Annotated in this window: 22 protein-coding genes and 9 pseudogenes; 11 read left to right on the top strand and 20 right to left on the bottom strand. The window is 43.0% G+C overall.

The window, feature by feature from the left end:
• The first annotated feature begins 615 nt into the window (after positions 1-615).
• The 5 genes and pseudogenes from FD716_RS19180 (at position 616) to FD716_RS19350 (ending at position 3488) form a co-directional block, all read left to right on the top strand.
• Positions 616-852: a hypothetical protein gene (locus FD716_RS19180; protein WP_228715042.1), complete on the top strand. Its 237-nt coding sequence runs from the start codon at positions 616-618 to the stop codon at positions 850-852.
• Between the two features lie 343 nt (positions 853-1195).
• Positions 1196-1414, top strand: a complete 219-nt coding sequence (locus tag FD716_RS19175) for a hypothetical protein (RefSeq protein ID WP_228715040.1) — start codon at positions 1196-1198, stop codon at positions 1412-1414.
• A gap of 8 nt (positions 1415-1422) precedes the next feature.
• Entirely contained in the window at positions 1423-1899 is a 477-nt protein-coding gene (locus tag FD716_RS19170) for a hypothetical protein (protein ID WP_228715039.1), read from the top strand.
• A gap of 615 nt (positions 1900-2514) precedes the next feature.
• Positions 2515-3003: a GAF domain-containing protein gene (locus FD716_RS19160; protein ID WP_228715037.1), complete on the top strand. Its 489-nt coding sequence runs from the start codon at positions 2515-2517 to the stop codon at positions 3001-3003.
• A 7-nt stretch (positions 3004-3010) separates the two neighbouring features.
• A pseudogene (locus FD716_RS19350) lies at positions 3011-3488 on the top strand (GGDEF domain-containing protein).
• Between the two features lie 364 nt (positions 3489-3852).
• Here the strand turns inward: FD716_RS19350 and FD716_RS19150 are convergent.
• The 10 genes and pseudogenes from FD716_RS19150 to FD716_RS17960 form a co-directional block, all read right to left on the bottom strand.
• A complete protein-coding gene (locus tag FD716_RS19150) occupies positions 3853-4254 on the bottom strand; it encodes a peptide-methionine (S)-S-oxide reductase (protein WP_228715044.1) in 402 nt (133 codons plus the stop codon).
• A gap of 122 nt (positions 4255-4376) precedes the next feature.
• On the bottom strand, positions 4377-4526 hold the full coding sequence (locus tag FD716_RS19290) for a hypothetical protein (RefSeq protein WP_267285319.1): 150 nt from the start codon (positions 4524-4526) through the stop codon (positions 4377-4379).
• Positions 4527-4543: 17 nt separating this feature from the next.
• Entirely contained in the window at positions 4544-5317 is a 774-nt protein-coding gene (locus FD716_RS19285; RefSeq protein ID WP_267285318.1) for a thiolase family protein, read from the bottom strand.
• Positions 5298-5591: a thiolase family protein gene (locus FD716_RS19280; protein WP_267285317.1), complete on the bottom strand. Its 294-nt coding sequence runs from the start codon at positions 5589-5591 to the stop codon at positions 5298-5300. The genes FD716_RS19285 and FD716_RS19280 overlap by 20 nt, the downstream gene beginning before the upstream one ends.
• A gap of 53 nt (positions 5592-5644) precedes the next feature.
• Positions 5645-5953 carry an antibiotic biosynthesis monooxygenase family protein gene (locus FD716_RS17985; protein WP_000582514.1) on the bottom strand — a complete coding sequence of 103 codons (309 nt, stop codon included), beginning with the start codon at positions 5951-5953 and terminating at the stop codon, positions 5645-5647.
• A gap of 20 nt (positions 5954-5973) precedes the next feature.
• Complete coding sequence (locus FD716_RS17980) at positions 5974-6246, bottom strand: glutaredoxin family protein (RefSeq protein ID WP_139853744.1); 273 nt, start codon at positions 6244-6246, stop codon at positions 5974-5976.
• 54 nt (positions 6247-6300) lie between these two features.
• Positions 6301-6738 carry a peptide-methionine (R)-S-oxide reductase MsrB gene (msrB, locus tag FD716_RS17975; RefSeq protein WP_139853743.1) on the bottom strand — a complete coding sequence of 146 codons (438 nt, stop codon included), beginning with the start codon at positions 6736-6738 and terminating at the stop codon, positions 6301-6303.
• 31 nt (positions 6739-6769) lie between these two features.
• On the bottom strand, positions 6770-7030 hold the full coding sequence (locus FD716_RS17970; protein WP_001076938.1) for a glutaredoxin: 261 nt from the start codon (positions 7028-7030) through the stop codon (positions 6770-6772).
• A gap of 3 nt (positions 7031-7033) precedes the next feature.
• Positions 7034-7522, bottom strand: a complete 489-nt coding sequence (gene msrA, locus FD716_RS17965; RefSeq protein WP_000762837.1) for a peptide-methionine (S)-S-oxide reductase MsrA — start codon at positions 7520-7522, stop codon at positions 7034-7036.
• Positions 7523-7619: 97 nt separating this feature from the next.
• A pseudogene (locus tag FD716_RS17960) lies at positions 7620-8022 on the bottom strand (transposase); the annotation flags it as partial.
• A 675-nt stretch (positions 8023-8697) separates the two neighbouring features.
• On the opposite strand from FD716_RS17960, the gene FD716_RS19275 reads away from it, so the two are divergent.
• Positions 8698-8832 (top strand): hypothetical protein, encoded by a 135-nt coding sequence (locus tag FD716_RS19275; protein WP_267285314.1) that lies wholly within the window; start codon positions 8698-8700, stop codon positions 8830-8832.
• Between the two features lie 566 nt (positions 8833-9398).
• Positions 9399-9770, top strand: coding sequence for a hypothetical protein (locus FD716_RS19140; RefSeq protein WP_228715033.1), 372 nt, complete (start codon positions 9399-9401; stop codon positions 9768-9770).
• Positions 9771-10276: 506 nt separating this feature from the next.
• On the opposite strand, the gene FD716_RS19345 is transcribed toward FD716_RS19140, so the two are convergent.
• The 3 genes and pseudogenes from FD716_RS19345 to istA (FD716_RS17935) form a co-directional block, all read right to left on the bottom strand.
• A complete protein-coding gene (locus FD716_RS19345; RefSeq protein WP_323808202.1) occupies positions 10277-10474 on the bottom strand; it encodes an ATP-binding protein in 198 nt (65 codons plus the stop codon).
• Positions 10474-11058, bottom strand: coding sequence for an ATP-binding protein (locus tag FD716_RS17940; protein ID WP_323808201.1), 585 nt, complete (start codon positions 11056-11058; stop codon positions 10474-10476). The genes FD716_RS19345 and FD716_RS17940 overlap by 1 nt, the downstream gene beginning before the upstream one ends.
• Positions 11055-12575, bottom strand: a pseudogene (gene istA / locus FD716_RS17935) (IS21 family transposase). Before istA (FD716_RS17935) ends, FD716_RS17940 begins: the two are co-directional and overlap by 4 nt.
• Positions 12576-12632: 57 nt before the next feature.
• On the opposite strand from istA (FD716_RS17935), the gene FD716_RS17930 reads away from it, so the two are divergent.
• From FD716_RS17930 to FD716_RS17920, 3 genes and pseudogenes are all read left to right on the top strand, one after another.
• Positions 12633-13352, top strand: coding sequence for an IS6-like element IS1008 family transposase (locus FD716_RS17930; RefSeq protein WP_139853742.1), 720 nt, complete (start codon positions 12633-12635; stop codon positions 13350-13352).
• Positions 13353-13525: 173 nt separating this feature from the next.
• Positions 13526-14101, top strand: a pseudogene (locus FD716_RS17925) (LexA family protein).
• A gap of 15 nt (positions 14102-14116) precedes the next feature.
• Positions 14117-15420 (top strand): annotated as a pseudogene (locus tag FD716_RS17920) (Y-family DNA polymerase).
• Positions 15421-15496: 76 nt separating this feature from the next.
• Here FD716_RS17920 and istB read toward each other — a convergent pair.
• The 5 genes and pseudogenes from istB to FD716_RS19460 form a co-directional block, all read right to left on the bottom strand.
• Positions 15497-16269, bottom strand: a pseudogene (istB, locus tag FD716_RS17915) (IS21-like element ISAba8 family helper ATPase IstB).
• Between the two features lie 7 nt (positions 16270-16276).
• Positions 16277-17286 (bottom strand): annotated as a pseudogene (gene istA, locus FD716_RS17910) (IS21-like element ISAba8 family transposase); the annotation flags it as partial.
• A gap of 255 nt (positions 17287-17541) precedes the next feature.
• Positions 17542-17829 (bottom strand): type II toxin-antitoxin system RelE family toxin, encoded by a 288-nt coding sequence (locus FD716_RS17905; RefSeq protein ID WP_139853741.1) that lies wholly within the window; start codon positions 17827-17829, stop codon positions 17542-17544.
• The gene (locus FD716_RS17900; protein ID WP_000192612.1) at positions 17819-18067 is read right to left on the bottom strand and encodes a type II toxin-antitoxin system Phd/YefM family antitoxin; all 249 of its coding nucleotides are present in this window, start codon (positions 18065-18067) and stop codon (positions 17819-17821) included. The genes FD716_RS17905 and FD716_RS17900 overlap by 11 nt, the downstream gene beginning before the upstream one ends.
• A 2-nt stretch (positions 18068-18069) precedes the next feature.
• Positions 18070-18514: pseudogene (locus FD716_RS19460) on the bottom strand (hypothetical protein).
• Positions 18515-18822: 308 nt separating this feature from the next.
• Between FD716_RS19460 and FD716_RS17890 the strand changes: the two are divergent.
• Positions 18823-19056 carry a hypothetical protein gene (locus tag FD716_RS17890; RefSeq protein WP_198080028.1) on the top strand — a complete coding sequence of 78 codons (234 nt, stop codon included), beginning with the start codon at positions 18823-18825 and terminating at the stop codon, positions 19054-19056.
• 70 nt (positions 19057-19126) lie between these two features.
• Here FD716_RS17890 and FD716_RS17885 read toward each other — a convergent pair.
• Both FD716_RS17885 and FD716_RS17880 read right to left on the bottom strand, forming a co-directional pair.
• Positions 19127-20167 (bottom strand): annotated as a pseudogene (locus FD716_RS17885) (IS3 family transposase); the annotation flags it as partial.
• Between the two features lie 156 nt (positions 20168-20323).
• The coding region (locus FD716_RS17880) for a tyrosine-type recombinase/integrase (protein ID WP_171477120.1) at positions 20324-20637 on the bottom strand (314 nt) is incomplete at its 5' end.

Genomic DNA, 20637 nt, shown 5'->3' with positions numbered 1-20637 from the left:
ATCAGGAACTCACTGAAAGCAGACGTTTCTGAAAATAAACAAGGCACAGCGCTTGAAAATTTCGAGACATCAACGTTTTGCCAAAAGGCTAAAAATGCGTGCACTACTCATTTCGCATTTAAAGAGAGCATCGGTTATTAGGCAATAACGATGTGGCCAAAATTTGTCGACCACTACACTATCTCGTAAACGAGTTTGATAGACGTCAACTAGTACGTATTTTTAGTGTAAGGTCATATTAATGCACGATGCTAAACTCTGCTGTGAGCTAGGTAGGATGTATAAATACCATAAATATTTCAATGCTTTACTTTTTAAAGCTCAAGTGAGTTACTCAGTTCCGACTGTTGGTGGCAGATTTGGAATCTCGCGATTTGTCTTAAATGTCAGCCAAGCAAGTCTCTCGCTAATAAAGTGTTGACTATCCCTGACAAAGTAAACAATTTCTTGCCATAATCAGACTTAAGCACTTTACTTAGAGTGTATGTGCGCCGCTTAATGCATCAATGCTGCTAATTCCTGATTGACATCAATCACTTTGTTTCCTGTTTGATACTCTGAGATAAACAAGATCGAATGATGCAAAAGGGGACTATTTAAATACTGAGGGAACAAATGGCAGTAGATTTGAGCATAGAAACCGCTCTGCTCCTAGAGCGCTGGCAAGGCATTGTAAACTCGATGGCTCAAGTCGCGGAAGTGCCTTGTGTGCTGATTAATCGATTAGATAAAAACGAAATTTGTCAGGCTGTTGGCAGTGTGTCAGTACCAACTTTTTATTGCGGTGAACCTGTTCCATTGGCACTTAACACTTATTTTCCCAAGTCATTTCCAGTAACCAGCCATTACTAGTTGAAAATGCAATCGGTACCCGATATGAAAACAATAACCCAACATTTGCAGCAGGCTTTAGTTATTACTATGGCCTGCCATTGCTTTGGCCTAGCGGAAAAACTTTCGGTACTTTGTGTATGTTGGACTTTTCAAGCCCAGATCGGGCATCACAACACTGTTCCTTACTCACACTTTTTAAGCAGGCCATTGAATACGATTTACAGATGCTTCAACAACAGCAAGATCTGCTAAAGCGTGAGCAACAAGCAGACAAAAAATTATACAACTATTCAATGAGATGTCAAATAGGATAAGACCGGTAACTAATAATAAGTTGCTTCAATCTGAGTTGTTTGTACTTTTGACAAGCCAATACCAATACTGGCATCAGGAACTGGATAAGCAGCTTAATCAAACCGTCCTGACTGATGAAAACTCCATTCATATAGCGGCACTGGTTCGAATTTGGTCAAATTTGTTGGCGATTGCCCATGAAACAGAATGGTTGAGAGCTACGGCAGTTCTAGAACCTTATAGTTGTGATGCTGTTGCGTCACTGGTCATGCAACTCCATTATTAGAACAAGCAGTGTATAAAACAGCGCTGACCCTTGGTGCTGATCTCGTTTTGAGGAGTCATTTGCCTAATCCACTGTTACTAAGTGGGAAACCAGAGTTATGGTCTCTGATAGGACTAGCTATCACGAGCTTTTTAGTTGTTGGCGCCAGCGGTACAAGTATAACTATTTTTGTCAGTAACCGATTAAAAGGTAAGTACAGAGTTTTGGAATGGTCCCTTCTTGTAAAAGGCCAGACGATGCCGCTGCGTTTTACCCGCGATAATCAAGCGCTTTATGGTTTTGCAACAGTATGTGCCGAGTTAGCGGGTGCTGTTCTTGAATCTGGTGAGTGGCAATTAACTGAGAGTCTTCAGCAACAGAGTCGTTATCTCAACTCAAATCGTGATCACGTTGACGACATTGAAAGCAGGAATGCTTCAAGAACTGCTAATGGCATAACCAGGCTTATCTGCTTATCGATACCGGTGATGGGAGACGATTTATAAACACTCAGCGATGATCAGCGAAGTTGTGTTTTAGTTTTCTTGTTGGCACTACATCCGGTATGGCGGCCTTTAATCTGAGTGACACTTGGGATAACTGAAAAACTGGCTGTGATTCTGCTGAACGGAGCTTGGTGCTAAGCATGTTGGCGTCATTCAAAGCAAGGTCAACACTGCTATTAACGTTTACGATTATCTGACGGACGTGCTGCTGCGCGTCAACCAACATCCAGTAAGCAAGGTACATGAACTAATGCCGAAGTTACGGAAAGCTCAGTTCGAAAGCGCATTACAGCGTTCAGCTCTATTTAGCAATCCCGATGCTTCGGTAAAATAAGCCACGGAAAATGCTCCGGAGGCCGCATGCACACTAAATAGATGACGTTAGACGAAGAGTTGGATTTAAACGAGCAAATTATAGAGCCTGCGACCGGAAAAGCCAAAAGTTTATAAATACAGCTAAAACTCAAATCAAGCAGGCGAATATTGTACAAAACAATACCATTGCTACAGAGATAACTTCAAGTCTGACAGATCTATGCTAGAGTTAAATCAACGATTTAATTCATTTTTCTATGCAGGATCTTTGAAAAATGCAGTAGAAAAACGGAGAAGTACATGACCTTTAGTTTAGCTCAAACAGCTAGTGCAGAAACCACACTAAAAGCACCTGCTGAAGCAGATCAGAACCTGCGGGATATCACTGAACTGGCGTGTTATATCTGTGATGCACCAGTGGCTATGGTGACGCGAACCGATGACACAAAGCTGAATCTAATTGCAAAAGTTGGTATTTCGCGTACCTCTGTATTAATTAAAGAGTCCTTTTGCGTGTATGCAATGGAAACACCTGATGCGGTAATGGTGGTCCCTGACGCTACTTTAGATCACAGATTCAGTACCAATGCTATGGTGATTTCAGGACCTGGCTACCGATTTTATGCTGGCTCGCCGCTGATTGATCCCGAAGGTGCAGTGATTGGTACTATTTGTGTCTATGATCATGTTCCTAAGCAGCTGAACCAGCGGCAGATAAGCTCTTTGCAGGCTCTGTCCAGACAAGTGATCGCCATACTGGAGCTGAAAAAAGTCGGCGAAATTACATAATACCAGCATGACGGATGCGCTGACAGGGGTGAACAACAGAAGAGCTTTTGACCTCAAGTTTGAAGCTGAATTTGCTCGCTGGCAAAGAACAGGACAATCTTTTGTACTGGCATTGATTGATATTGATCACTTTAAGAGTTTTAACGACAGCTATGGTCATGCCGCAGGAGATGAGGCACTGAGTCAAGTCGCGGCTCTGTTTCAGCGCCATAGCAGGAACTATGACTTTTTCGCCCGTTATGGTGGTGAAGAGTTTGTGCTGATCCTGCCAGGCACAGACAGCGTCCGCAAATAAAACACTGGAAAAGTTAAGGCTGGTAGTGGCTAACCATGAGTGGTTATTACGACAATTAACGGTCAGCATAGGTTTGGCCAGCGCTGATTTATTTGACGACAAAAAGCAGTTGCTCGAAGTCGCCGATCAGATGTTATACAAAGCTAAAACCCAAGGCCGCAATCAAACCAGTGTGTTCGCCACACTGTAAGAGATCTGTTCATGCTGCGCTGATCTCAAGACCTCATAAAAACTGAGGTCTTGCTTCGGTCGATAAGCTGGTCTGATATTGGCATTATTTATTCCTTTCAAATACATGGGTAATGCGACTTACACAGATTTTTTATGCTCTCTTGGACTCCATGTGAAGGAGATCGTCACATTCTTTACATATAGAAAATAGAGTTCTTTAGCCAGCTGCAATTTCAGATTAACCGATTCGGTAAGCTTTCTGCATTTCCGGAGACAACTTTTTTAGCCAGCTTGAGAGACTGAAGCCTTTCTATCGGTACTATTTAATTTAGTAAAATACAGATGTTCATCCCAGCGAGGACCGAAATCTACTTCTGCAAGACTTACAAGCTGTTTGTTTCTGCGAAGACGATGCTTTTGATGGTAATCTTCGGCGGGCCAAAATAACCATTTTGTTCTCCGGCCTCAATCACCTCGGGAGATTTCTCCTTTCCAATCGCTTGAATCAGTTCTTCAGCTACTTGTTTTTGCTCCAGATCAAAAACAAAAAGTATCTGGCGATACTGGCCCTGCTTTCTACCATGAACAGACCATGATTCAAAACTTCCAAGAAGTTCCCTGTAGCTGATTTGGTCTTTATCGTAGATCACTCTGACGACTTCGGCGTGTCCGTTGATGTTGCGGTAACTCGGATCCAGAGTTGATGCTCCAGCGTAGCCAACACGTGTTTGCACTACTCCCTGCGTCCCTCCAAAATTAGAATCCGGTCCCCAAAAGCAACCCATGCCGAAAACCGTTTGACTAAGCTTCCCGATTTTCAATGCTTCTTCGATTGCTTCAGGGGTTGCAAATTCATAGCTTTCAACACCGTCTTCTTTTTCATTTTTAGATCCGACATATTTTTCTCCTAACTTTCAAGAATTGTAGCCACTCCCATTCCTCCCGCCGTGCAAACGACGATAAGGCCACGTTTTCCAGGACCAGCTGAGTGCAGTATCTTTGCTAAAACTCCGACGATCTTAGCGCCAGTAGCCGCAAACGGATGCCCAAGGGCAATGCTACTTCCACGGACATTTAGCTTCGAGCGGTCAATTTTCCGAGAGGCTCTGATCGTCCCAAACGTGTTTTGCAGTATTCAGCAGACTCCCACGCCTTCATCGTGCAGAGCACTTGTCCAGCGAACGCCTCGTGAATTTCGTAAAAATCAAAATCCTGAAGCTTTAAGCCGTTTCGCTTCAATAATTCACTGACCGCCACAGTTGGGGCCATAAGCAAACCTTCGCCAGCGACATAATCCACGGCGGAAGTATGAGAATCCACAATCTTAGCCAACAGGGGCCAATTATTCTTTTTTGCCTCTTCTTCTGATGCTAAAAGAACGGTGGATGAGCCATCTGTGAGCGAGCTTGAATTTCCCGCCGTCAAAGTCCCTTTTTCTGATTTATCAAAAACAGGTTTTAACTTCGACAATTTTTCCAAAGTTGTATCAGCACGCAAAATTCCATCGGTCTTATTTCCTTGGAATGGAAAGACGAGATCATCATAAAACCCATCTTTATATGCTTGAGCTGCATTTCTGTGACTTGCCAGCGCTAACTCATCTTGCTCTTGGCGAGAAATATTCCACTCTTTAACCATGAGTTCGCAATGCTCACCCATTGATTTTCCGGTGCGTGGCTCAACCACTGCGGGCAACACTGGCTTTAGATCGCTAGGTTTAATTCCTAAAATGATTTTTACTTTCTCACCAAGCGTTCTGGCAGAATTCAACGCAATCAATTTTCTTGCGAAAGTTCGACTAACCATAATGGGCAAATCGCTGTTGCTATCAACCGCCCGCAATGCCACTTTCAATTTGGTGGCTAGAAATTTTGTGAGCAATCTGAATCGTATTTTCCAAGCTCGTTCCGCAAGCACGTTGCACGTTATATGCCGGAGTGTTTGGATGCAAACCGGAGGATTGAACGACTTCACGAGCCAAATTCCAGTTAGCCGAGCTGTGCATGACAGCTCCTAAGGCTACATCGCCCACAGTTTTTCCTTCCAAGTTATATCTATCAACTAAACTCTTTAGGCTCGCCGTCATTAGTTCTTCACTTGAGACGTCTCGATATGCGGTCATAGATTTCATAAATGGAATCCGAGCTCCACCTACGATATAAACGTTTCTCGTTTTCATAATTTCACCTCCGGCTTTGTGTGCCGTTCAAAAACTTCTCCGACCTTCACGTCGTACGATTCAAAAATGTAGTCTTTGCCAAGCATCTTGGCTTTTTTGTGTTCGGGATGCTTATCCCAAGCATCGAAAGCTTCTCTGGTAAGGAACTCGACAATTAGAACATCTTCACCGTTAGGAGAAGAAAACCGCTCATGGCTTCCGTAACCAGGAATGGCTTCGACAAGCGCGGACATCTCGGCGTATCTTCTTTCAAACTCCCCACCGTGCTCCTTGGCAACACGACTGCGGACAACTGCTATAATCATTGATCTGACTCCTTACTAAGCTAATTACAATCCTCAAAAAAAGATCTCGTTTTCATCGAAGCTTCCAACCACTTGTCGAGATCCTTGAACTTGGGGTTTCTCAGCTTCTTTGTCCCAACCAGTATTGTCGGGAAATTTAACTTTCCAGTAGTATAAAGGGATCGCAGTTCATCAGCTGCCGCGTCGTCTTCGTGAACATCTAAAAAATCAAACTCGATTCCTTTTTCTTTCAAGTACGACTGGTAAATCTTGGTTTTATGGCAGTCTTTATGACCGAACAGCTTAATCAACACGAACGGCTCCTTTTTTCAAAAGGTTCACTTTCATAAACCCCCTCGATTTAAAAATTATTCTACAAACTTCAATGACTCGAGTTGATGCAGAATCGAGCCCCAGGGCTCAGGACCATCTGGAAAAACGTGCCCTAAGTGGGCTTCGCACACATTGCATAGCACTTCGATTCTTCGTCCGTAAGTCGTGTCCAGTTCATATTGAATTACGTTGTCGGCGACGGGCTCAGAAAAACTCGGCCAACCTGTTCCCGAATCAAACTTAACGTTCGAATCAAACAGTTCAGTGTCGCAGCCCGCGCAGGCATACCGTCCTGCCTCATAAAATGAACAGAGTTCCCCAGTGTGAGGGCGCTCGGTGCCTTTCTTCCGCATGACATTAAATTGAGCGGGCGTCAGAATTTTTTTCCACTCTTCCTCGCTCTTTTCTACTTTTCTAGGAGGAGCGGGAGTGCCGTTATCGAGATAGTTGTTAATGCTTTCCCAGTTGAACATAAATTTGCTCCTTTATTTTTGGGTTTGTTCTTTAGCTATCAATCCACGCGAAGAAGTCAGTCGCGCTACCAATGAATTTTCCATCCACAAAAACTTGCGGAACAGTTTGAAGGTTGGTTTTTTTCTTCAACTCATCATAAGTCTTGGGATCGTCATCCACGCGAATTTGTTTAAAATCAACTTTTTCAGAAGTTAAGTACTCCTTCACGCGTTTACTAAACGGACAATGGTCTTTTGTGTAGATGACAACGTTCTTAAGTTCTTTCATTTTTTCCTCTTTCGTTTGATTCATGGTTTAATCTCTCTCAAAATGGCACGTGTACCCGTGGGGATTCTTCTTCAAATAGTTTTGGTGATACTCCTCAGCGTCATAAAACTCTTTTTCCAAGGCTACCGTCGTGACCACGGGATTCTCGAAGCGACCGATCTCATTGACCTCATCAATCACGTTTTCGATAATCGCTTTCTGTGCATCGTCACGATAGAACGCTGCCGAGCGATACGAAGTGCCAACATCATTTCCTTGGCGATTCTTCGTAGTCGGATCATGGATTTTGAAAAAGTAATGTAGAATCTCTTCGAGAGATATTTCGTCTTGGTCGTATTCCACGCGAACCGCTTCGGCGTGCCCCGTTTTCCCTGTTATAATATCGGCGTAGGTAGGATCATCAAAATCTCCGCCAGAGTAGCCCACCTTCGTTGACGTCACACCGTCCAGACTCCTAAGGAGGTCTTCGAGACCCCAAAAACACCCTCCGGCAACGATCACATAATCTAGTTTCATAAAGCCTCCTTAGTTTTCATCCACTTACTGATTAGACAGAGGTGGTCCCACTTGTTTGAACAACTAAAGCGTATTTATAAGTGATATTCCGCTCTAGTTAAGCCACCTTGTTTTGTTGGGGTAGCTGATCATAGTAAAACTCATTTGGTGTCAATTTGTCTAGACTCGAATGAGGTCGTTTCAGATTATAAACTCAAAATATGCACTCAATTGCTTTTTCGCATCTGTGACACTGCTATAAGCTTTGAGATACACCTTCATATTTAACGCTCCGCCATAATTTCAACCATCACATTATCAATCCATCGACCTTTACCATCCATACTGATTTGAATGCCATTTGATTTTCAATAAATGCATCACGAACTGACTGCCTTGGTCTGTATTAAATATTTCAGGTGATCCATATTTTTCAATTGCTTCATTTAAAGCCGATCCATACTAATCGATACCCTATGCGCAAGTACCTTGCGGCTATGCCAATCAATCACAGCACATAAATTAAGCCTTTTCTCGTGCCGTACCTTTGATTACTGTAGCCCTGGCTTTTTTTCAGCCCTTAAGGATTTTTATATTCTTATTCCCATGAGGAAATGTTGTGCATGATAATTAATTAATACTTTCATAGCCTGTTTTAGTTAGCTGTAGTAATCGGTTTTTGTGGGCTGTTTTTTGATGAAAGTTCTTAATTATGCCGCGCATTTCCCGTGCCTTGGTAAATGAGAAAGCTCCAAAGGGGCAGCGCTGCGGATGGCTTCGTTCATGCTCTAAGACCTGGGCCTGAGCTAGTAGGTTTTCTTGGTCTCGTCTCGAGTAGCCTTGATTTGCGGATTTCACTTCGTTTCCAGCTATTTGGTATAGCAGACAAACAGCAGGGCATTGTCTTTTTTAAAATCACGGCCGAGCCTGCGGCCGAATTTAGAGCTAAAAATCCGAAGCTCACGTCAGAGCAAGCTCAAAGCCCACCGTTTGCGGACATTTTTTTTAATGGCGGACCCGATCATCCATTCTTAAATTCGCTGCAAATGTCGTGCATATCAAGAGTGCTGATAACTCCCACTCGCCTTGGCTTGCCATGCTTTTAAGTATTATAGAGCAGGAAGCAAAATCAGGGCTTCCTTCACGTTAGTCAGAAAGCTGACCGAAATTATCTTCGTGCAAGCGTTAAGAATCCAATGTCTGCCTGGAAACTGATCGAAAATCCGCAACTCAGCAAAACCTTGGAAGCTATTCATCATAGTCTCGATAAAAAATGGGGTCTTGACGATCTCGGGATTGCGGGGATGTCGCGTACGAACTACAAAATTTAAGGAGCTGTCAGGCATGACACCTCTTGATTATTTAACCTATTGTCGGCTTGAAAAAGCAAAGCAGCTGCTTAAAGATCCGGTAAGTCTGTTCCGAAGTGAGTGAAGCCATTGGGTATCCGGCACATGAACACTTTCAAAAGTTGTTTAAGAAAAAAATTGGCAAAACTCCTAGCGCGTACAGAAAAGAAATTCTGAAAAGGTGTAAAAATGAATATCTATAACTCTCCTGTTACCAAAATAGCTTTCTGGGTCATCGTCGTCGGCAGTGTATTCTGTCTTCTTTCCCTTTATTCTTACCTCTTCTTCCTCTTCACTACTTGAAGGATTATGGCGAAATAGGAGATGCTTTTGGAGGTATTTCGAACCATTCGTACAGATACTAGGTTCAGTAGTTCTGTTTTTAGCGCTGAAAGCCCAGATTGATGCGAATAGAATCCTTCATCAGCAAATCGAAAAAGAAAACACGAAGGAGCAACTAAGGCACGAGTTAGATCAACTTCACGAACTTTATATGTTCGTCGAAAGAAACATCAAAAATTTTAGTTACGATCAAGAAAAGACCGTTGATGGCAAGACGCAATGATCCTTCTGTATTCTCGAGCGAATGTTTCATTGAGGATCTAGAGAGCTTAGATGTTGATATTCACAAAGATGACGACATTTTAAGGTTCGACGGGGTTAAAGAAATTATGAGCATTTTGAACAGCGTTGACCTATATTTCGACAAAATCAAAGACAGCGAGATTGCACCTTATCATAAGAGTTTTTATAAAACGCTTATGCAGCACGAACTTCTCTTCAGCGTTTTTCCTTATCAAGATCTCGACAATCAAGCGTACCTAAAACAAGAGCATTGCCCAGAGTGTGGTGAATATCATGCAAATTATCCGCCACTGATTTATGACCGGTTACAGAAAATTAAAAAAAGTTTCTCCTGATGTATTATGGATATTTATTCGGTATCGGTCCTACCAAAAAGCTATTTGTAGTATCTCGAGTACGTGCTGTGGTGTAGTAATTCCAATCTTAGAAAACTCAAAGCTTATTCTGAAACTATCGGAATTGTCGGTTGGGTGAGACTTAGTCGCCCCGTAAAGCCTTATCGGGGCGGCAAAGATAACTTTTTATATCACTGCTATTGATGACGTCCTTTGTTTACTAAAGTTGTAAGCCCTTATTCTTTGTTTTAGACCTTCAACCACTCCGGGCTTGTCACTAGGAGAGTCCCCTTGGCTAACCTTAGCCGTCAGATCGTATTCAGCGATTTCTAGCCGGTCCCCCTGAATCATTTTACGCCAACCGTTCCACAACTTAGGGTCAAGCTCTTCGGTACGCCAACCATCGGTCGGTTCGCTCCGACTCGCTAAAGCCAGATCCCTGATTTGGTTCTGGAGCGTTAGATCGTCAATCATTGTTCGGCGTCAACTATCTTGGCCGGTTCGCGTCAATTATGATGGCCGGTTAGGTTTTTCTCATTTTTCCTACTTCCAGCTTGTTTTAACTGATGTTGTTTTCGATAGCTTTCTCCTTCTAATTCTATAATTGTCGCGTGGTGGATCAGCCGATCTATGGCCGCTACCGTCATCATGCTGTCTGGGAAGATCTGATCCCATGCACTAAACGGGTGATTGGCTGTGATGATCAGGCTACCGCTTTCATATCGATGCGCGATAAATTCAAACAGTACCTGGGTTTCTGCATCGGTTTTTTCACATAACCAATGTCATCAATGATGATCACCTGATACTTATCCAGCTTGCTCATCTCGCTCATCAGATCCAGTTCGCGCTTGGCTTGTTGTAACTGTTGTACCAAGCCAATGGCTGGAAACAGTTTGCAGCGTATGCCTTGCTCAATCAGCCGGTAACCCAATGCATTGGCTATGTGTGTTTTGCCGGTGCCACTGGGGCCAATCAGCAGGATATTATCGGCGTGATGTGCCCAGGACAGGTCTTGGTGCAACTTGGCGATGAGCGCTTGATTTGTCCGGCTGAGCACGCTGTTATCCAGAGTGCTTAAGGTTTTTCCCGGTGCCAGCCTCCCTTCGCGTACCCAGCTTTGTGTGCGCCGTGTAAAGCGCTCTGCGAGCTCGTATTCGCATAATGCCGCAAGGTAGTCACTGTGCGACCAGCCTTTTTCTACCGCGGTTTGCCAGAGTTTTTCATAGTGCCTGACGAACGCCGGCAGCCTTAATTCTTTGAGCAGTAATGCAACGGAGGAAGTCAAAATGGCACCTCCACATCGTGTTTCGCCTGTGCCTTTAATGACGTTAGCAGTGCATCATAACTTTGCAGGTTATGTTGCTTTGTCTTAATGTCTGGTGCGCTTTGCGGGGTGTAAAAGCGCTCCTGAATGGTTTTGGCACTTTCAAACAGACCGGCTCTGGCCTCTTGCAACAAGGTCTCTCCCAGCTCTTGTTCGCTATCGTATTCGCTCGCCAGCCATAACACCGTGACTATCCATTTACAGGCATCCTGTGCTGGTAACGCATCATCCACTAACTGCCACAACTGCCGGTAATTGTCGTCAGGTAAGATATCATCCCGCAGTTGCGAGTAACGAAACGCCTGCGGTTTAGCGGCCAGTGAGCGGATAATATGCCGGTAGTTGATACAACGTGCACGGCTTTGGCCGAGGGCCGGGTAAATTCGTGGCAAGGTCAGCGCCACTTGCTGGCCCACATAGAGCACCAGTTTGTTATGATACAGCCGTACTTGCAGGCGTTCGCCAATCAGTCGTGATGGCACGCTGTACACCACCCGGCGCACTTCAATGGTGGCACTACGGGTGACTTTAATGCTCAGCAAGGTGTAATCAACAGCATCATATTCCGGTAAGGCTTGCAGGGTTTGCTGTTCTTCTAAAAAGCGGCTGCGTGAGCGCTGGTTTAGCTTGCCGACGATTTGATCAATAAAGGCCTGGTAGGCTTCGATACTGTCAAAGTCACTGTGGCCGCGAAGTAGCAGGTGCTGCGCCAGACGGCGTTTAAATGAGCCATTAGCGCACTCCACTACGCCGTTCTCATGCGATTGCCCCAGGTTATTGCGCGTTGGCGTCATGTTGTAATGCTCGCACAAGTCCTGATAGGCATCTGTCCAGACATTTTGCGTATTGTTCCTGGCGGCACTGAGGCTATCGGTGCGATGCTCCACCGGACAGCCACCAGCCTGCGTCAGCGCACGCTGTAAACCGGTAGATAAGGCAGAATAGCTCTCACCACCCTGAACCACAGTGATGGAACGCCAGCCGCTATAAGCGAGGCGGAACTGATACAGCAAATGAGCAAAGGGTTGCTGCTTAATGGTGATCGGGCTATCAGGATGAGTAAAATCAGAGAAGCCCTGTAAACCGGGTTGAGCTTGCTGGCGGAAGATGACATCTTTCTCCGGGCCATGTAGTGCTTTCCATTTCTTAACCCGACGCTGCAATGTTCTCAGAATTCGCTGGTCATATTGGTTTGGATAGAGCGCCTGCAAATGCTCCAGCAAAGTAATAGGCGTAAGCTCTGGTTTAGCGTTTAAAAGAACAACTAGATCGGTTTCCCATACGGCTTCCAGTGGATCTTAGCGGGTGCGCCAATCTCTATCAGCTTTAGCGCGGGGTAAGGTGTTGGACTGCTCAATACGTCGGGCAGTGCGGGGGGAAATGGCAGACTTCGCAGCAGCGATTTCTTGAGTCATGCCTTGTTGGCGATGCTGCATATACAGCTCCTCTTGTCGGTGGGTGATATGTTGTCCAGGCACCTTGAACTCCGAACAGAAAACAAGGTACCTATTGTGACACCCAACCGGCCAAGATAATTGTCGTCAACCGGTCATCCTAATTGTCGCCGAACACACTTTCAAGGTGAAATCATTCTTTGGGCTGTTCGTTGGTATTGTAAATATGGCATCAGCTATCGTGAACTTCAAGAAATGCTCGCTGAACGAGGCATAAATGTGGATCACAGTACAATTTATCGTTGGGTTCAGCGTTATGCTCCAGAAATGGAAAAACGGTTACGCTGGTATTGGCGTAATCCTACAGATTTACATTCATGGCATATGGATGAGACTTATATCAAAGTGAAGGGGCGATGGACTTACCTGTATCGTGCAGTTGATCAACAGGGTCATACGATTGACTTTTACCTTTCCGCTAGACGGAACAGTAAATCAGCCTATAGTTTTCTAGGAAAGATCTTCAATACGGTGAAAAAATGGCAAATTCCACGGGTCATCAATACAGATAAAGCAGCGACCTATGGCCATGCTTTATCACGATTAAAGCGAGAAGGAAAATGTCCAGTAGATATTGAGCACAGGCAGATTAAGTATAAAAATAATGTCATTGAATGTGATCATGGTAAGTTAAAGCGAATCATCAGGGCCACATTAGGATTCAAATCTATGAAGACTGCTTATGCCACAATTAAAGGTATTGAAGTCATGCGTGCACTACGTAAAGGACAAGCATCGTCATTTTATTATGGTCAGCCTCAGGGTGAAGTGTGTCTAATCAACAGGGTTTTCGGTCTCTAAGCACTTTTTAAAGGGAACATCATCGACTCAAATCTCTATTTGCAACAGTGCCAGAAATAGATATATTAAAAAAGCTGTCATTAACGTCTCACCACTTATCGAAATAGTCTTGAATCTGTAATACATTCAGTCATATATTTGATTACGTCACAAAATCAAAAAGTAGATGAGTCATGAGCAATAGTCGTGGCGGAAGCCGAGATGGTTCCGGTAGAAAGCTCAAATATAATGAGCCTACAAAAACGGTAAGAGTACCTGTATCCAAAATCATAGAGATCAGGAATTACCTCAACGAGGCAGAGAAGCAAAGCTTCAATGATGTGACATCCATCACGCTTGTAGATCCTACAACATTTTGCATATTCCTTTGGCTTCAGAAAAGGTTGCTGCTGGTTTCCCTTCTCCTGCCCAGGACTATGTCGACAAAACTTTGGACATGAATGAGCACCTCATTAAAAATGAAGCTGCAACCTTCGTTGTGAAAGTAGCTTCACTTTCCATGAGAGATGCAGGTTGAGATTGATGATGAACTAATTGTAGACCGGAGCATTGAAGCCAAACATGAAGACATCGTGATTGCACTGATCGACGATGAGTTCACCGTGAAACGTCTCATGATTGAAGGTGATCATAACCATTGGCTTAAAGCAGAGAACCCTGAGTATTCTGACATTCATCTAAAGGATGGGCAGGAAATGGTGATTTGGGGTGTAGTGACTTTTGTCATCAAGCCATTCAGAAAGCGTTAATACTTTATTGGTTTCATGCTCATGCAAGCATCTCACCAGAAGATCTATGCTTTAGTAGACATCAACAACTGCTATGTCAGTTGTGAACGTATCTTTAACCCAAGTTTGAACAATAAGCCAGTCATTGTGCTATCCAACAATGATGGCTGTGCTGTAGCTCGATCTCAGGAAGCCAAGGACTTGGGCATTAAGATGGGTGTTCCTCTCTTTCAGATCAAGGACATCGTAGAGCAGCATCAGGTGCAGGTGCTATCGAGCAATTATGCACTGTATGCAGAGATGTCTCGCAGATTCATGAAGGTGCTCTCTGATTTTGTATCTCCCAAAGAGCAGGAGATTTACTCAATTGATGAGTGCTTTCTGGATCTGACAGCTCATTCAGGGAATTACGACTTGACTGAAATGCCCATCAGATTCGTCAGCGTGTGTTTTCTTGGCTTGGTTTACCTGTATGTATTGGCATTGGACGCTCAAAGACTGAAGCGAAACTAGCGAACCATATTGCCAAGAAGAACGCTTACTTCAATGGTGTTTGCAACTTGGTTTCAATGGATCCATGCTCTGCTGAAACTCTGCATCAAGCCATAGATGTTGGTGAAATCTGGGGCGTAGGCCGAAAGCATTCCAAGAAGCTCAACAGCTTGGGGATTCATTCAGTTATGGATTTTGTCTTGGCTTCCCCTCTGATGATCAGGGACCAATTTTCTGTAGTGATGCACAGAACTTTATTGGAATTGCAGGGAATTGCTTGTATTGAACTGGAACATACGCCACCTGCAAAGAAGCAAATCATTGCTAGTCGCTCCTTTGGGCAGAGGATCTATCACATAGATGATCTCAAGGAAGCCATGTCGCTGTATGTCATGGATGCTGTTAGCAGACTGAGAGATGATAATTTGTTGTGTGGTTGTCTGATTGGTTTCGTTCAATCAAACCCATTTGATAGCTCAAAGCCCTTCTACAACAAGTCTTTATCTTTAGCTTTACCAGAACCTACCGACAACTTATTGGTGCTCTCTAAACTCGCTACAACGATGATTGATGGCCTGTATGCAAAGGATATAGCATTCAAGAAATGCGGCGTGATTCTGACGTGTCTCGAACCAAAGGAAAACCATGTGTATGACATGTTCACTGATATGAAACACATCGAAGTCAGCAATGCCTTGATGGATTCCCTCGAAGCGATTCATCTTAAGTATGGCAAAACCAAGATTGCCTTGGGCGCGAGTTTAATGCCGAACAGAACATGGAATATGTCACGAGATCGGCTAACACAGAACTACTTTAAGTGGGATCAACTGCTTTGTGTGAAGTAAATTGTCAACGGCATTCTAAAATTGACCCCTTTCACCTTACAAATGGCAAAGTAAAATTGACCCCTTTGATCTCGTATTAAATTTCAACCTGGGGCTGAATCCCAATTCTTTTTTTATCCTTCAAACGATAACTCTCACCCGATATTTGTACCACATGACAGTGATGCAGCAACCGATCTAACATCGCAGCGGTCAACGTAACATCATCCGCAAATGACTTAGACCATTGGCTAAAGGGTAAGTTACTCGTCAATATCGTACTGCCTTTTTCATAACGCTTGGCAATCACGTTAAAGAACAGATTCGCTTCTTCACGTCCAAACGGTAAAAACCAATTTCATCGATAATCAGTAACTTTGGTCCCAGTACCGCACGCTGCATATAGGTTTTCAATTTACCTTGCTGATAGGCTGTACTCAGTTGCAGCATTAAATCCGCTGCGGTAATGAACTTGATCTTAATGTTGTTCATGATGGCCTTATAGCCTAATGCCATAGATAAGTGCGTTTTTCCTACTCCGCTAGCCCCCAGAAACACCACATTTTCTGCTCTAGCAATAAAGCTCAGATTGAACAGTTCAATCACCTGTGATTTAGGGGCCCCTAGGGCATAATTAAAATCATAGTCTTCCAGGGTTTTGACTTGAGGCAGGCCTGAGAGTTTCATCAGTACCTGCTGACTGCGCTGTTGCCTGGCAGCATATTCATGCGTCAAGATAGCTTCAACAAAGTCGGCATAACTTCCATCCTGACCTAATGTTTGTTGTGCATGATGTGACCATTGTGATGCGATGGCAGGCAGATTGAGCTTTTGGCAAAGTTGCTCTATACGGTCGTATTGCAGATTCATCAGGAAACTCCAGCAACTGGTCATATACCGATAAGGGATGCTGCAAACTCTCGTAGGCATGACATGCTGTGCTGCTGCAACAGGTACAGTGCCAGAACCCGTATCTGATTGCGGTAATGGCGTAAATTTTTGCTGCTCCTGTTGCAGTCGAACAGCCGGTTTTTCTTGCGTGGTGGCATGAATCCGCTGATTGGCGGTTTCATGCAGCCACCGGCCAATGTGGGCATTGGCGACATCAACATCTAACAGTAAACCCGAAGTCTTCAGGCTTGCTTTCAATGGCACAATAAAGCTTGATTTGAGGTATCCATTAAAGCGTTCAACTTTGCCTTTGGTCTGTGCACGGTAGGGCTTACATACGCGAGGACGAAAGCTGTATTTCTTGGCGCAATCGAGCAGTTTGGGGTTCCATTTATGCTGCCCCTCCTGATAGGCATCCCGTTCAATCATGATCGTTTTAGCGTTATCAAACAGGATTTCCTGAGGTACTCCTGCAAAGAACTGAAATGCATTTTCTAGACCATCGATCCATGCATCGGTACGTTCATGATCATAAAATTTCACGAAAGTCGCTCTGGAATACCCTAATGTTGCGACAAAGGCTTTTAAAGTCGTGTTGTTGCGTCGAATTGTCGTGAAATCTACCTGCATTTGTTGGCCAGGTTGGGTTTCAAAACGAATGATCGGTTCCGGTTTAGCAACTGGTTTTAATGTTGCAAGATATTCCCTCAAGATCCTGATCTTTCCTGGATATCCCAACCTTAAAATTTCCTGGTAGAGCACAACAGCAGGAATCCATTCAGGATGAGCTGCGTTTACACGTTGGAGTAAATAGGGTTTATATGGGTCAAGGATACTTATTCTAGGCTGTATACGCTGATACTGAGGTGTGGTGTTTTGCCGTAAATATTTACGTACGGTATTTCTGGACACCCCCAGTTCACGACTAATGGCTTTAATAGATTTACCTTGTTGATGAAGTATTTGGATTGTCACTGCTTGCTCCAAAGTTAACATGTTGAGCAGTCCAAAATGACCGCTATATTAACCAAGGGGGTCAGTTTTTAAATGCCATTAGGGGGTCATTTTTACACTGCCGCTAACAAAATGTCTTACCTATAAATTGATTTCGTTTTGGTTTCACAATAGTTGTTTATTGATTTCAAAATAGTTGTAATTTACTACTAAACTAATCGAAGATTATCTACAAAAAAAATGCCCATAAACATGAGTGTTTTCATAGACACTATCTGCTTATAGGCATTACATCATTTATGAATGACGAGAGTTGGCATCATCATAGATGGCATTGTTTTCACGTCTGCCTACAGCAATCACGATGACAATTACCTCATCATCAACGACTTCATAAACCAGACGATAACCAATACTACGAAGTTTGATCTTATAGCGGTTAGGATGTCCTGACAACTTGTTTTTGGGAATGCGAGGATTCTCCAAAACCTTGATCAACTTCTTCTTCAATGGCTGCTTAATACTTGGATTAAGCTTATTCCATTCTGCTAATGCTTCTTCTAAAAAGTCTAACTTATAGGTCATCAATATTTACTCGAATGCGTTTCTGATTCGCACGAGCATCTGCAATCTTATTCAGTTCTAGATCTTCTAGTTGTTCCATCATCGTTTCATACAGATCAGCCGGAACACAGTAAAACGCTGGTGTATTACGATTGAGGATTGCGACAGGTTCCCCTTTGCCTGCCAACACTGTATCCATCGGACTCTTTTTGAGTTCAGTAATACTTGCAGTCATTCGTGCATGGATTAATTGAGTCATAGTTAAGCCTCTATAGAATTTAGTGTTTGGAGTTTGGGTTGAATCATTACGAGTAGATTTGGGTAGCTAATTTCAGCATACCGGTCCAATGTGGATCTCATTCTGATAAGCAAGGAGGCATCAGTAACTAGCAGCATCTTCGCAAGGTAAGGCATCGCTGAACGAAATGCCTTTAACCATTTACGATGTTGCTCAATACGGTCTATAGATTGTGATCGCATTTCCCGTCTTTTGGGGAACTATACAATCTAGGCAACTTTCTAATGCACGTACTACATCAACCCAAGAAAGGACATTAAGAGCTTCTTCTAACTCTTTGGCTTGAATTTGTTGGTGCTCTCTTTCATCCATTAAATCAAATAGACGTCTGAGTTCCTGCATACGAACTTCATCCTCTCGTTTTAAACGAGATTCTTCAGTTTCAGTCCAGATAGCATCAGAATTCATTGGTACTCCTATTCAACAATAGAACTATAGCATAGATAAAAGAACACTTAAAAGTACTTTTAAAAAACTCTAATTAACCCTCTTTGCTACACGATGGCTGTTGTTACACAAAGATTTCATAACTATATGATTTTAAAAGTTTTGATTATTTTTTGATCTAAAATTAAATCTATTTAAATCAGATGCTTACATATTTATGCAACAAAGCCCTTTTAAACTCAGTTAATTTTAGGGAGCATTACCCTCTATCATTCCAATTTCCAGTCAATGTACAAAACAACTTAGAAAGCCAATGGCTAGCATTTCTCATGGACTTGCTACCTCAAGGCTATGGGCGAAAAGGGCTTTTAAATCAGCTGGGTTTTTCAATTAATGCAGAAGAACAAGCTGATTGGCCCCTACTGAAATCTGGGGCAGGTAATCCTATTGGTAATCTACGAATTAAAGAAGCTTATGACTGGCTTCAAGATCATTCTCCAGCTGTGAAACCTCGTGGATTTAGCCTAAGCGAAATTATTGAGAGGAAAATAAGGTTTCATTGAGTCACTTGCAGAGGTGATCCCACTTGTTTGAACAACTAAAAGCATATTTATAAGTGATATTCCGCTCTAGTTAAGCCACCTTGTTTTGTTGGGTTAGCTGATCATAGTAAAAACTCATTTGGTGTCATTTTGTCTAGACTCGAATGAGGTCGTTTCAGATTATAAAACTCAAAATATGCACTCAATTGCTTTTTCGCATCTGTGACACTGCTATAAGCTTTGAGATACACCTCTTCATATTTAACGCTCCGCCATAATCGTTCAACCATCACTCTACCCATCGACCTTTACCATCCATACTGATTTGAATGCCATTTGATTTCAATACATCAATAAATGCATCACTGGTGAACTGCCCCCCTTGGTCTGTATTCAATATTTCAGGTGATTCATATTTTTCAATCGCTTCATTTAAAGCCGAAATACAAAAATCCACCTATATACTAATCGATACCCTATGCGCAAGTACCTTGCGGCTATGCCAATCAATCACAGCAAATAAATAAACAAAACCTTTTGCCATAGGGATATACGTTATATCCATAGACCACACTTGATTACTGCGCTGAATAACCAATCCTTTGAGCAGATATGGATATTTACGGTGAGCTTGATTAGCCTTGCTTAAATTTGGTTTGCAATATAACGCCTGAATACCCATTTTCTTCATTAAAGTACGTGTATGACGTCGTCCTATATGATGCCCCTGACGATTCAACAAATCACGCATCATACGACTGCCTGCAAAAGGATATTGCATATGTAATTCATCAATACATCGCATCAGCTTCAGATCTGTTGAGCTAACAGGTTTTGGGCGATAGTAATAACAACCACGAGAGACTTTCAGCAACTTAGCCAGTTTAGATACTGAAATCTGAAGTGAGTGATCGATTAACTTTTATGGTTGAAGCGGCCCAGTTTCTTCAACACACCTTCTAAAAAATCAATTTCTAATGCCTGCTCGCCGATTTTTGCATGTAGTTTTTTTTAGATCGATGGGTGGTTCTGATGGAGCTTTTGATTGATCGAAAGCTTGCGAGGAAGCTGAGATTAATTGATTTTTCCAGTCAATAATTTGGTTTTGATGAACATCAAACTCAGAACTCAATATCGGGTGAGAGTTATCATTTGAAGAATAAAAAAAAGAATAGGGATTCAACCTCAGGTTGAAACTTAATACGAGGTAAAAGGGGTCAATTTTAGAATGCCGTTGACAAAAAAAATATTGACTCTCCGACAAACCCGGCACGGTTCAGTACGATTTTCACTTACTAGTACTTAAATAATCACCCCACCACTGCATCATTTCAGTCCGTTGAGCTAAATAGTCAGCGTGATTATAGCTGGCACGGGTACGGTTTTTATCAATATGTGAAAGTTGTGCCTCAATCCAATTATCTTGGAACAAACCTGAGTCATTCAAAATGGTACTAAAAGTAGAACGTAATCCATGAGAAGATAGTTGATGTTTGCCATACCCCATCTTACGTATGGCCATATTTAGAGTATTAAAATGAATCGGTTGATTGTGTTTGCGAGGGCTAGCAAAAAGGTATTTTTCACCGTATGACCACTGCA

The organism is Acinetobacter pullicarnis, from assembly GCF_006352475.1.
Lineage (GTDB): Bacteria > Pseudomonadota > Gammaproteobacteria > Pseudomonadales > Moraxellaceae > Acinetobacter > Acinetobacter pullicarnis.
Note: the sequence above shows the minus strand (reverse complement) of the source record. Positions and strands in the feature narration are given on the sequence as shown.